Source organism: Brevibacillus sp. HD3.3A (assembly GCF_013284375.2).
GTDB lineage: Bacteria > Bacillota > Bacilli > Brevibacillales > Brevibacillaceae > Brevibacillus > Brevibacillus parabrevis.
On the sequence record NZ_CP085874.1, the window covers coordinates 3,771,616 to 3,784,217 of the forward strand.

Annotated in this window: 12 protein-coding genes; 2 read left to right on the plus strand and 10 right to left on the minus strand. The window is 54.3% G+C overall.

Annotated features, from left to right (window positions below):
• Nucleotides 1–77 precede the first annotated feature (77 nt).
• The 5 genes from HP435_RS17365 to HP435_RS17385 form a co-directional block, all read right to left on the minus strand.
• Nucleotides 78–968 (minus strand): NAD-dependent epimerase/dehydratase family protein, encoded by an 891-nt coding sequence (locus tag HP435_RS17365; protein ID WP_122965130.1) that lies wholly within the window; start codon nucleotides 966–968, stop codon nucleotides 78–80.
• A 29-nt stretch (nucleotides 969–997) separates the two neighbouring features.
• Entirely contained in the window at nucleotides 998–3,025 is a 2,028-nt protein-coding gene (gene ggt / locus HP435_RS17370) for a gamma-glutamyltransferase (RefSeq protein ID WP_173599675.1), read from the minus strand.
• 159 nt (nucleotides 3,026–3,184) lie between these two features.
• Entirely contained in the window at nucleotides 3,185–4,255 is a 1,071-nt protein-coding gene (locus HP435_RS17375) for a phosphodiester glycosidase family protein (RefSeq protein WP_122965128.1), read from the minus strand.
• Nucleotides 4,245–4,751, minus strand: coding sequence for a coiled-coil domain-containing protein (locus tag HP435_RS17380; protein ID WP_122965127.1), 507 nt, complete (start codon nucleotides 4,749–4,751; stop codon nucleotides 4,245–4,247). Before HP435_RS17380 ends, HP435_RS17375 begins: the two co-directional genes overlap by 11 nt.
• A 201-nt stretch (nucleotides 4,752–4,952) precedes the next feature.
• Nucleotides 4,953–5,777 (minus strand): RDD family protein, encoded by an 825-nt coding sequence (locus tag HP435_RS17385; RefSeq protein ID WP_122965126.1) that lies wholly within the window; start codon nucleotides 5,775–5,777, stop codon nucleotides 4,953–4,955.
• 48 nt (nucleotides 5,778–5,825) lie between these two features.
• Here HP435_RS17385 and HP435_RS17390 point away from each other — a divergent pair, with 48 nt between their 5' ends.
• A complete protein-coding gene (locus HP435_RS17390) occupies nucleotides 5,826–6,806 on the plus strand; it encodes a stage II sporulation protein M (RefSeq protein WP_122965125.1) in 981 nt (326 codons plus the stop codon).
• Here the strand turns inward: HP435_RS17390 and HP435_RS17395 are convergent.
• The 5 genes from HP435_RS17395 to HP435_RS17415 are packed head-to-tail and all read right to left on the minus strand — an operon-like array spanning nucleotide 6,773 to nucleotide 11,783.
• The gene (locus HP435_RS17395) at nucleotides 6,773–8,143 is read right to left on the minus strand and encodes a DUF58 domain-containing protein (RefSeq protein WP_122965124.1); all 1,371 of its coding nucleotides are present in this window, start codon (nucleotides 8,141–8,143) and stop codon (nucleotides 6,773–6,775) included. The two genes, HP435_RS17390 and HP435_RS17395, sit on opposite strands and share 34 nt — an antisense overlap.
• Entirely contained in the window at nucleotides 8,094–9,014 is a 921-nt protein-coding gene (locus tag HP435_RS17400; RefSeq protein WP_122965123.1) for an AAA family ATPase, read from the minus strand. The genes HP435_RS17395 and HP435_RS17400 overlap by 50 nt, the downstream gene beginning before the upstream one ends.
• 10 nt (nucleotides 9,015–9,024) lie before the next feature.
• Complete coding sequence (locus HP435_RS17405; protein ID WP_173596460.1) at nucleotides 9,025–10,149, minus strand: DUF4350 domain-containing protein; 1,125 nt, start codon at nucleotides 10,147–10,149, stop codon at nucleotides 9,025–9,027.
• Nucleotides 10,142–10,768 (minus strand): DUF4129 domain-containing protein, encoded by a 627-nt coding sequence (locus HP435_RS17410; protein ID WP_122965121.1) that lies wholly within the window; start codon nucleotides 10,766–10,768, stop codon nucleotides 10,142–10,144. Before HP435_RS17410 ends, HP435_RS17405 begins: the two co-directional genes overlap by 8 nt.
• The gene (locus HP435_RS17415; protein WP_173599674.1) at nucleotides 10,761–11,783 is read right to left on the minus strand and encodes an ABC transporter ATP-binding protein; all 1,023 of its coding nucleotides are present in this window, start codon (nucleotides 11,781–11,783) and stop codon (nucleotides 10,761–10,763) included. Before HP435_RS17415 ends, HP435_RS17410 begins: the two co-directional genes overlap by 8 nt.
• Before the next feature lie 188 nt (nucleotides 11,784–11,971).
• Between HP435_RS17415 and HP435_RS17420 the strand changes: the two genes are divergently transcribed.
• Nucleotides 11,972–12,580, plus strand: a complete 609-nt coding sequence (locus tag HP435_RS17420; protein ID WP_122965119.1) for a hypothetical protein — start codon at nucleotides 11,972–11,974, stop codon at nucleotides 12,578–12,580.
• Nucleotides 12,581–12,602 lie beyond the last annotated feature (22 nt).

Here is a 12,602-nt window from a genome sequence, read left to right on the forward strand (position 1 = left end):
GTCCTCCTGGTTCCATACAGACACATATGTTCTGCTTTACCTTACCATGGAGTTAGACGAAAAAAAAGGACGGATTGTCACGCTTTTGCATGCATTGTTTCTTTTGCAATCGTCTGAATAAGCGCTGGCAGCCAAGATTCGAGGGTCAAAAAGGCAAATCCTGCGGCAGCTGCCTTGCTGTTGTCCATGAAAAAGGAATGGGGAAATCCAAAAGGCGACTGGTCGGAAGGAGCGGTTTCTGGCTGAATGCGCGCCGGTTTCCCCACGGCTTGCGCAATGTTGTCGAGCAAAGCTTGCAACGTCACCGTGCCGTGCGAGTTGGCATTGACTGGCCCTGTCACAGAGCCCGTTCCCGCCCATTGCAAAAATCTCGCGGCTTCGCCAGCGTGAATAAAGCACATGGTCGCTTGCGGATTTTCCAGCCCGATCGGCTGTTCCTCGTGGACATGTTCAACGTGAAAATGCAGTCGGCGCGTGTAGTCCTCTTCCGCAAGCACGATCGGAAAACGCACGGCGACAACAGGAAAGGCATCCGTCTGGAAAAATACCGCTTCGGCCTGGCGCTTGCCTTCCTGATAGCTGACGCCCTCGCGAGTTCCCGGGCGCAGCGGATACGTATACGGATCAAACTCCTCCTCTTTCAGCGCCTGCTCCGCATAATCATAGACGGACAAGGTAGAGGTCAACACGTATTTGCCGACCTTGCCGCGAAAAACTTCACATGCGTCCAGCGCATTTTGATAGGAATAACAAATGTTGTCGTACACGATATCCCACTGCTCTTCCCCCGCGATTGCCAGCGAAGCTTTATCGTCGCGGTCAACTACAAGCCGCTTCACCTGCGGCGGCAAGTCTACCTCGGTCAAGCCTCTCGTCGCCACAGTCACATCTGCTCCCGATTCAATCAGCAGATGCACAAGACGCTTGCCAAAAAAGCGGGTTCCCCCGAGTACCAATACTTTTTTCAATGTCGCTTCCACCTTTCGCTCATGCGAATTTATTTGTTCAAGGCGATCACTCGCGCGCGCTCATCCCAGCTAACGGCATATCCGAGCTTTTCCGCGACTTTTTTGACCGGGAGATACTCCGTGCCGTTTACGGTGAGGGCGTCTGAACGGAAGTCTTCTGAGCCCGCGCCCAAACCGAGCAGCAATTTGTCCGCTTGCACATACGCGATGCCTTTTGCGACCAGCTTTTGCTCGGCCAAAAAAGGGTACGTCTGCCCATTTACCGAGATGGCAAACGGCTCTCCCGCTTCATACGAAACTTCCGGCGGTTCAGCGGCTGTATAGGCGATGGCGTCGACGCCCAGCACAGTCCCTTCTCGCGTATTGTCCGCTCCCCCGTACATTTTGCCTGTCTCAAAATCGTAGACGATCGCCTGCACATTGCCGATATCCGTCGGCTCCTCGGCAAAGACATGACCTTTTGCCATCAACTGCAAAATGGCGTCCTGATCAATCCCCGCTTCCCAGGAGACATGCGGATATTCGCTGGAAAAAAGGCGTGGCGCACGGATCGCCTCCTCAATACTCATGCCGTGGTCAATCACATTCAGAATCGTCTGCGACACGGAAGCGATAATCGTCGATCCGCCTGGCGAACCGATAGCGAGGAACGGCTTCCCGTCTTTCAGCACGATCGTCGGTGTCATGCTGGAGCGCGGGCGCTTGCCAGGCTCCACCTGATTGACACCTCCAGGTACCGCGTCAAAGTCGGTCAGCTCATTGTTGAGCATAAAGCCGTAGCCTGGCACCATCACACCGCTGCCAAAGACGTCCTCAATCGTTGTCGTGTACGAGACGAGATTGCCCCATTTGTCCATAACGGAAAAATGAGTCGTCTGCTTGACTGGCGAATTGTCGATCAGCTTGAAGGCAACCTCAGGCTTGCGACCAGAATCGAATCGCCACGGATCGCCAGCCGTTACTTGCGAATTGGCTTTTTCTTCTCCAATCAGCTTGCGCCGTTCTTTTATGTAATCGTCGTGGAGCAGTCCCTGCTTGGGCACGGGATACACATCCTCGTCTGCCATGTACGCCGCCCGGTCAGCGTATGCGAGGTGGTTCGCTTCTATCAGATGATGCAAATAAGTCACGGACCCGAAGCCGTCCTGCTGGTTGTTGTACCCTTCCATCAGCTTCAAAATCTGGATCATGGTCAAGCCACCCGAGCTGGGCGGAGCCATGGAGATCACCTCATAGCCGCGAAACATGCCGCGGATCGGCTCCCGTTCCTTGACCTGGTAAGCCTTGAGATCATCCATCGTCATCGTGCCGCCTGTGCGCTGCACTTCCTGGACAAGCGCTTGCCCAATTTCCCCTGCGTACAGGGCGTCCGGTCCTTTGTCGCGAATCAGTTTCAACGTTTTTGCCAGATCGGGCTGCACGAGAATTTGCCCTTCCGCAAGCGGTTGTCCTTGTGGAAGGAACACCTTCGCCGCAGTCGCATACTTTTCGAGCTTGTCGCGCGACTTGGCGATGTAGTCTGCCGTCACCCAGTTGACGCGCACGCCTTTTTCCGCCAGCTCGATGGCAGGTGCAAGCACTTGCGGCAAATCCCACGTACCGTAATCGTCCAGCGCTTCTGCCACGCCAAGCAAAGTCCCGGGCACACCGACTGCCTTGCCGCTAGTATGCCGCTGTTCAAACGGGATCGGCTTTCCGTCCGCTTGCAGAAACATGTCAGCGGTCACCTTGGCCGGAGCGACTTCGCGGCTGTCGATGATCGTAATTTTATTCTGATCCTTCAAGTAAATCAGCATAAAACCACCGCCGCCGATTCCTGACATGTACGGCTCTGCCACGTTGAGCGCCAGCTGGATTCCGGCAGCGGCATCAATGGCATTTCCGCCCTTGGCCAAAATGTCGCGGCCAACCTGTGCGGCCGCAGGGTGGGAGACCGCTACGATTCCTTTTGTGGCGCCATCTACGCCTTCCGGAACGCCGGGAACTTTGGCAATGGCAAACTGCGCAAGCGAACAAACGACAACGAACGAGAGGGCTAGCACTGTCCTTTTTTTCATACGATCCCCCCTGGTTATTGCTTCCTTTTGCTATTATTATAATTTTCAGCATTTTTTCCGGTCAACCCGTCCGCTCTCTTGCCAAGAAAAAAACACTCTCCCGAACGCGAGCGCTGTGCCTCGTCGGAAGAGTGTGCATCATTCCAATCGTTTTTTGATTTACGGCATGATCACCAGATTGCTGACAACAGGCCGTTCCTTCCCGCCAGAAGGCTTGTTCAACAGTTTGCCGTTGTAATAAAACGCGCTGGAGCCGCCGCCATCGAGATTGTATGCATCGACAACGTGAAATTCTTGCAATTTGCGCTGTGCTTCTTCGAGCGTAACCCCATTGCTCCAGCCTTCTCTTCTGCCGTCGATCACGATGACGAGCAAGTCGCCGTTATCGAAGTGACCGATGAGCGTGCGCGGCTGGCGAGCATTCGCCCAGGCGCGGGGAATCGGCAAGCGTTTCCCGTCCTGGAGCAGCCTTGGCAAGAAGCTCGCCCCTTGCAAAATGCCCTGCTGGGTAATTTGCGCCTGGGTCTTGATGTTCGCTCCCACCAGGTGGCCTTTGTTGTTGAAGCCGACGAAGCTCAGATTCGAATTGTTGGAAAACGTGCGAATCTTGCCGTCAACAACGGTAATGCCGAGCGGCTGGAGATAGCCTTTGCTGTCGCTCATGAAGCCTCCGGCGTTGATCGCCAGAACAGCTCCCGTGCGCTTGCCGGCGTGGCTTGTCGTCTCGCCTTTGCTTTTGACCGAGTTGTTCGCCAGGACCATCTTCAAGGCGCTCGGGTCCTGGAGGCGAACTTTCGCCATATATCCGCGATAGCCCGCTTCTTGCAGCGAATATACTTTGACGGTCGACTTTTTCCCGAAAGACTGCCCGATTGGATTGCCGAGCATGTTCGACAAAATCGTGTCCAGCACATCCGCCGACTTTTGTGTCTGCGATCTGCTCGTCACAAGCAAGTTGTTGATGTGCTTGTTTTGCTCTTCGTAATCTTTTTGCTCCGCCTTGGCGCGATCGCGAATATCTTCCACGACAATCTCGACGTTGCGCAGCTTTGTCTTCGTGTCATCCAATTGCTGCCCCAAGTCATCCGCCAGCTTTTTCGATTCGTGTGCCGAGAGCGCCAAACCTTCTGCCTGCAACGTTTCCGCAGGCTGGATCGTGGAAAAGGCAACGAGGAAGCCGAGAGCTGGTGCCAGCAGGAACAGGAAAAAGCGGTTGACTTTACCAAGCACGAGCGGCATCCTCCAGTTTTTTCAGCGACGCCTTCAAATCAACCAGTTGCTTGTTCAGCTGGTCAATCCGATCCTGCAAGGCTTCTTTTGTTTTGTTCGTTCCGCCGATTGTTTCGCCTGTCAATTGCAGGTCTTCCTCCAGATTGCCAAGACCAGCCTGCACCGCTTTCATCTCGTCCTGCACCGTCACCAGCTGCTCTCCCAAAGCTTGCATCTGCTTCTGGTTCTCTTCTTGTATCTGATTGATCCGCAGGTTCACAAATTGCTGCTGCTTGTCCAGCGTATGGGCAGCAAAGGCGTAACCTGCATAAGCAAGTCCTACCCAAACCAGTACAGCGAGTGCGATTGGCAGCAGTGGTCGCTTGCCTTCTGTTCTGGAGGGAAACAATGCCTGCAGCAGGCTGCCTCGTTTGCGTCTTCCCGCCTGCTTCCCGTTCGCCGGGAGTGGCAACGTAGTTGACGAAGTCGATGAAGTTCCCATGTATTTGTCGTTCATCGGCCCCCTCCTCCTTTCTGTGACATAGAATGAGGTTTTATTATAACATAGATTATTTTTCGACAAACCGTTTGCGAAAAAAGTGGAATTTTTGGTCAAAAAAAGCAGATACCATCGCGATTCGTTGCGACGATATCTGCTCTTTTCGGTTGCAAGTCTCTCCACGTATTCATCAAAGTGGGTGGGCCCGCCTGGTTATGGCTATTTTCCCAGAGTCCACTCTCTTTCCAGCGTACGGTACAGCTGCTGCAAAAACAGGAGCGGCTCCCCGGAAACGGCATGCTCTTCCTTGTAGTCCAGCTTCTTTTGCAGCATGCTTGCGAGCTGTCTTCCCAGCTCCAGCTTCTTGTCTTCTGACAGTGTCGCTTGTCTCGTCATAAAGGTAGAAAGGAGCACCCAGTCCTCCCGTGTGAACGACTGTTTTTGGCTTTCAGTCAGAAGTAGCGGCTCTTGGAACGACGCCAGGCTCTCCGCTTTTTTGCGCTTGTTTTTTTGGAAAAGGCCAGTGCGTCCGCCACCCTCTACCACGACGATCGTACCTGCGACCAGATCGCCGATGCGCTTGTCTCGCGGATGAAAAAACGAGACCAGCGCCCCGAGAAAATAGCCGGATGGGAGGCCGTCAATGATGCGGAACAGATTGCGAATCGTCGAAGACAAAAACGTCGCTGGCTGGCCGTTGTCGCGGATGACGCGAATCCCCATCCATCTTTTCCCCACGGTTTGTCCCGACCAGAGCGCCTCCAGAAACAAGAAATAGCCGAAGTTTAGGACAAAAATCAGGAAGAGCCCGATCGCGAATGCATAGTTGTCCGCATCCAGGAAAAAATTATCTTTCCTCCCAAAAATGACTATACCGATCACAATAAATACAGTAAGATTAACCAGGAACAAAATGACGGTGTCGATGAGCTGAGCGGCGGCACGACTGCCCAATCCCGCTGTCTGGAATCGCAGCATGACATGCTCAGGTGTGACAACAGACGCTTCTCGGCTCGCCTGGTTCATGGATGGATTTTCATTCATGCCGGTTCGCTTCTCCCTCTCATTTTACTAGATAAGGAGGCCATATCCATGGATATTACCTCGTTTTGGCACAAGCATAAAGCAGCTTGGGCCGAACTGGAACAACTGGTCGAACGATTCACCCGCAAGCAACGGCACATCACAGCCGCAGACATAGATCGTCTGACCCATTTGTACAAAAAAGCTTCCGCTCATCTGGCGCTGGTTCGCTCGTATCATCCAGCAGACGAAATCACGCTTTACCTCAATCAGCTCGTCTCCCGCGCCCACAACTTGACGTACAAGCAGCAGTCCGGGAGCTGGCAGCAGCTCAGACATTTTTTCGGCGTCCATCTGATTGCGCTGATGCACACTCGGATCAGCTTCATCGGGATGGCCGCCCTGCTTTTTGTGATCGGCGGCGTATCGGGATTCGTCGCGGTGCTGGCTGATCCGCTCAACCTGTACTACGTGCTGCCGCAGGGAATGGCCGAGCAGATCGATCCGTCCAGACTCGGCGAGGGGCACGACGCCATCAACAGTCCCGTTATTTCTACGATGATCATGACCAATAACATGAAAGTCGCCATTCTCGCTTTTGTGAGCGGGATTACGTTCGGACTCGTTCCGATCTATTTGCTGCTGTTCAACGGACTGTTGGTCGGAGCATTGGCTGCCGTCTATTTTCAAGCCGACAGCAGCTACGCTTTCTGGGCGTACATCTTGCCGCACGGCGTCATCGAGCTGACTGCGATCTTCATCGCCGGAGGAGCAGGCTTGCACATGGGTTATCGTCTGCTTGTGCCAGGCCGCTACGACCGCAAACATCAGTTTTTGGAGGCAGCCAAGGAATCAGCCCAGCTGTTGCTCGCCACTTTGCCGCTGCTGTTTGTGGCGGGGATCATTGAAGGCTATATCACACCTTCCTCGCTGTCCCTGGAGGTCAAATACCTCGTCGCGGCTGCCACCATGCTGCTGCTCGCCCTCTGGTATTTTTTCGGGCGAAGACGCCAGGCTCACAATGCCTCGCGCGCTTTTATATCCAAATAAGCATTGATCACCGCGAGCGTCAACTGATCGGCCGGAACATCGAGTACCTGGATGCCCGCGCCGGTCATTTTTTGTTGAAAAGCTTTGCGGTCGAGCTGAAAACGCTGTGCGACTGCCTTGACGTACGCCAATCGGCTGTTTTCCACCGGGACGCGACTCCACTCGTGCAGCACCGGATCGGCTTGCGAGAGCAGCAAAAACAAGTGCGATCGGCGCATTTTCCACAAATAGCCGACGAGCAAATCTTCCACCAGGTAATTTTCCATGTCGGAAAAAAGCACCATCAAGCTGCGCCGCTTTTGCTGGCGATGCATAAACTCCAGCGCCTTGGCCGGGTCTGCCTCGACAAAATCGTGGGACAAGTCGTAGCTCGCTTCCAAAATCGTGTGCAAATGCCCCATGCCTCGCCCTGGCGGTATGTACTTCTTGATCTCATGCGAGTAAGCCAGAAACGCTACCTGATCTCCCTGACGCAGTGCGACAGCGGCGAGCGTGATTGCCGCTTCCAGCGACTGGTCAAGCCTGCTCTGGTTGTTCAGCTCCACTCCCATCAGCCTGCCACAGTCGACGAGAATCGTAATGACTTTCCCGTGCTCCGGCCGATACTGGTTCGTCATCAGACGCCTGGAGCGCGCAGACGCCGACCAGTTGATCGTGCGCGGATCATCGTCCGGCACGTATTCGCGGATCGCATGAAATTCAGAGCCCGCCCTCGCCCGCCGCACAATTTTTTTGCCGTCGACAATCAAGCTTTCCTGCAACGAGTTCAAATAGCCGCGAACTTGTGACAAGTCCGGGTAAATTTTGATCGCCTGGGGAGCAGCAAAACGGCTTTGCCGATGCCACAACCCGATCTTTCCGCTCCAGCGCAAGTACAGCCAGCGAAAATCATAACGCCCCCGCTCCGTGCCACGCGTCTGGTAGCTGATACGCGATTCGCCGCTTTCCATGATGCCATGGATCGGCCCTGTTTCCGCAAAAGACAGCGGCAGGTCATCCTGGAGAACAAAGGACACGGACTGACCGCTTTTGTTTGCCAGCTCCACCTCGACCATGAACGACTGTCCCATATCACTCTGCTCAGGAAGCACGCGGCGAAGCTCCAGGTCCTTGCGCTTGGGCAGCGTCAGCCAATCAAACAGGCTCGCCAGCAAGATCAAGGCGTTGTACAGCCAAAATGCCGTAAAGCCCGCCTGAAGCACAAAGCCGACGATAGCAATCGGCGCGCCGAGCAGCAACAGCACGAGCAGCCGCTTCGTCGGCAAAACGAAGCGGTCTGCCAACAAATCAGCGAGGAACCGGGATAGCGGCCAACGTTTCTTCGATGATGTGGTCACTGGTACCCCCCTCCAATTCTACCTGGGGTGACAGGATGAGACGGTGCCTCAAGGCAGGCCGGGCAACCATCTTCACATCATCCGGCGTCACATACTCTCTGCCGTCCAGAAGCGCCCAAGCCTTGCTGGCCATCAAAACGGCAATCCCCGCGCGCGAGCTGGCTCCGAGCAGCAGCCGCTTCGTTTCTCGCGTCTTGCGAATCAAGGTGGTAATGTACTCGAAAATCGAATCGTCGACCACAACGTCTTGCAGCTTGCGGCGCTGTGCCAAAATATCGTCCAGACTGTAGACTGGCGCTTGTTTTTCTTCTTGCTTTCGCGTAAACGGCGCGTGTTGAATCAGGATTTGCTTCTCGCTTTCGTGCGACGGATACTGCATCGTCAGCTTGAACAAAAAGCGGTCGAGCTGCGCCTCTGGCAGCACGTAAGTTCCTTCGTACTCCACCGGGTTTTGTGTCGCGACGACGAAAAACGGATCGGGCAAAGGGTACGTGACGCCGTGAATCGTCACTTGTCCTTCTTCCATCGCTTCCAGCAAAGCTGCCTGGGTTTTCGGTGGCGTGCGGTTAATCTCGTCTGCCAGGAGCAAATTGGCAAAGACAGGACCTTTGATCGTCTCGAAGCGATTGTCCTGCATGTTGAATACGACATGGCCGATGATGTCAGAAGGCATCATGTCCGGCGTAAACTGGATTCGTCTGCTCTCCCCGCCGATCAGTCCCGACAAAGCACGAACCATTTTCGTCTTTCCGATTCCCGGCACTCCTTCCAGCAAAACATGGCCGCCAGCGAGCAAGGCGGTCACGAGCAGCCGGATGTTTTGGCGTTGTCCAACCAATTCTTTTTCCATCTGTTGCAACAATGGCTCCACGATGTATACGTCACTCCTTCATTAATTCCGTAATCATTTCATCCAGCAAAAGACTGTCTGCCAAAAGCTGCTTCGCCGAGTATTTCTCCTGGCTGCGCACTCGTTCCAGACGCTCCAGCACATCAGCGAGCTTCTGGACGCGCGGTTCGCTCCACCGCTGCTTGGCACTGTGCAAAATTTGTGCGCGGTCCGCTTTTTGGTGAATCCCCCAGCGGTCGTGCAGCAGCTGGCGCAAGTACGCCTCCCTGTGCGCGAGCGCATCACGCGCAAGGCTTCGCCGCTCATACCAGCTCGCCACGGCGAGAAGCGTTTCGTCCCCGCGTCGCACCGTCCATTCGCGCAAAGTGTAGACAGGGCCAAACCGTTTCCCTTTCCACCAGACGAACAACAGCAACACAAGCGACAGCTGAATGATGGTCGCGACCAGCCAGCCGGGATAAATCGCCAGCAAACCCGGCGTCTCCTGCAACCCGTGGTGATATTCGTCCACCCAGATCACCGACCAGTTTTCTTGCAAATGCGGCCATACCGCCTCAAAATGGGACAATTCGTTTATTTTGCGATTCGTCAACCAATCCGGGACGAGAAAATACGAGACGCTTCCAGCCCCCAGCTCGACTCTGCCTGCAAGAATCCCTTGCTCGTCATAAAACAGCGGCTCCAGCCCATCTGCTTCCTGCCATCTGACAAGCGTCCTGGCTTTTCCGCTCTGTCCTTCTGGCAGTCCCTGGCCTTGAATATTGCGTTCTTTGCTTGCACCTTCGCTGAATTTCGGCTCAAAGGGCACATCTTCCCAATCGATTGGATGCTCGGAAAACAGAAGCAGGTCGTTTCCGCTCTCGACCCACTCAAGCAAGGACTCCTGTTCCTTGTCCGTCAAGCTTTGCGGCTCCACGACCAGGAGCGCCTGTCCAGACGCTGTCGGCAGCATGTGAGTGGGCTGCCGCCATTCCTTGACCCGTCCGCCTTTCTCTTCCAGCAAAAGCAGTACAGCCTTGATTCCGTCCGGCTGAGCGGAAGACGCCAGGTAAGGCGGCAAGTGGGTCGCTGCCGGCTTGACCACAAACCAGCCGACGACGATGAGCAGCACGATCGCCACGATGATGCCGATCCGATACGTTCTCAGGCTATTCATGCTGTCCCTCCTTGCCAAAAATCTGCTCCAGCTCGCGAATCCGCTCTGCATAGCCGGATTGATCTACTTCTACTTGCCCGTACCAAGCCTGCTCGAAGGCGCGCGCAAAACGGCGAAACTGCCCTTCTGCCTGCGGCTGGTTGAGTTCGATTTCCGCTGCGTATTCCCAGTTCGTCTTCCATTGCTCGATCCGAATCCACGACTGCTTTTGCATGTAGACAAGCAGCGCCAAAAACAGCGAGCGCTCCCCTGCACGCCAATCACCGCGGGCAGCGCATTCTTTTGCTTCCCGCAAGTAATCGGCGTGCGTGCGAATTTTTTCACCGTGAACGAACAGGGGCGACTGCCGCTTTTGTTCCCATACCATTCTGCGGAACAGCCAAAAAATGACCGCGATCAGCAAGCATGCTCCGACGATCAGGACAACGGTGGATGCCGTCGTGGCAGCCCCCGCCGGAACTTCTGACCACGAAAAAAGTTTGGAAATCAAGTCGATCAAAAAATCGATCACTCTCTCCCAGAGGCTTGGCCCGTTGTCCTGAAGAGCGTGAAATTCGTCCCTTTGCAAAATTTCCTGCAAATGCTCCTTGTCCGCTGTCCAAGGGTTTGCGTTACTCATGGGTAGCTCCTGATTCTTTTGCCAAAAGGCGGTCGATATCTTGATCCAGTTGTTTGCTCATGAGGGCTTCCAGGTCCGTGCCGTCTTTGCGGACTCGCAAATCGAAGTAGGCGAGCGCATAAACAATCGCCATCCACGGCATCAGCAGGCAACTGAGCACGACCATGATGATTTGGGAGATGACAGACGTTCCCATAATGCCCATGACAGCCACCTGGATGCCGCCGGAAAAGATCGAATACAGAATGCTGAGCACGAGGTAGATCGCAAACAATCGCCAAAAATTTCCTTTTGTCAAATTCCAGCTTTTGTCGATCCCGATGCCGTTTCTTTCAAACAGGACGAGCGGCAGGTAAAAGCTCCATCTGAGCAGGAAATAACCCGGGACGAGAACGATTCCGGCCAAAAACAAGATGTAGCCGAACAAAAAGACAACGATAAAAATAAACGGACTCAACGTGCTGTCGGAATCGAAGAACGTTTCGATCGAATTTCCGGTAGCCAGCACCAGCAAGAAGCCGATGAGCATAAAGACGAGCAGAAAACCGATCGTCAAGGCGACCGCCAGCAAGCCGTAAACAATCGTGCTCCCCACAAGCGGCCAAAATCTGCCCAATGCTTGCTTCAATCCCGCCTTCAAATCAACAGGCTGTTCCTCCAACGCAGACTTCGTCATGAACGTGGCACCCGCGATCAATTGCGGATAGGCAACAACCATCGTCAACGGCGCAACGACGAACGCATACAGAAGCATCATGGCTACGTTTTGGGTGAGCAAATCTTCTTGACCACCAAACTTTTCACCCATTGCTTCCCAAAATTCCAGCCCTTCCGTATCCTGCATGAGCAGCGGAATGCTGCTGACATCGATCAGGAGCAACTGCTGCACCAGCAGAAAAGGGCCAAACCAAATAAGAGCCAGGAGAAAGAACGCTCCGAAGTGCTGACGGTAAACGTTAAAGCTTTTGTCCAATAATTTCCCCACTCCCATTGGGGTCATTGGCATTTGATTCATGGTAAATCCTCCATCTCTCTTTTTGAGATTACCTGAATAGTATACACGATTTTCCATTTGATTTTAAAAATTTCCGCTAAATTTACCGATGTTTTCCTGCCTGATTTTCGTTCTCTGCGGGTATTTGTCCATTTCGGTCCGTTTTTGTGCTGAATAGGATAAAGCAAGACAGTAGGAGGTGTATTCTCTTGAAATCAGCCAAAAAGAAGGCCAGAGCGAAGTCAGCCGCGAGCAGCAGGCGCCGTCAGCCCGGTAGCCGGACTGCCAACCGCTTGCTAGACAGGCTGCACCGAATCGTCCGCCTCCACGTGCGCGCACCCCAGGTGAAAGTGACGACGCCTGCTCCTCATGTATCCGTCACCAGCGCCACCCCGACCGTTCAGGTAGAAGCGCCAATCGTCCAGTTCGAAGCGCCCAAGCCGTTGGTCATTCCCGCTCCGATTGTCAAAGTGGACGTAGAAGCAGAGGATACTCCCGAGCAGGAAAGCGTGGCTGGACTGCGCAAGGAACTGCAAAAATGCATGCGGCAAAACCGGACCATCGAAGTGATCCTTACTTCCGACTGGGGGCCGGACAGCCGCCCTTATCGGGTCGGACAACTAAAGAGAGTAGACGATGGAATCATCGAGCTTGCGCTGGACGCCAACCACGGAACTTGTATTCTCATCCCGCTGAACCGCATTGCCGCGATCATCCCGGATGCTCCACCTCCGGCCGAGGCATTTGCCACGCACGAAGAAGACGAGGCTGAACCCGTCGTATTGAAAGTGATCGAAGGATCGGCAAAAGCTTTGTAAGGTACGCGCCTTCCCCCGTTCT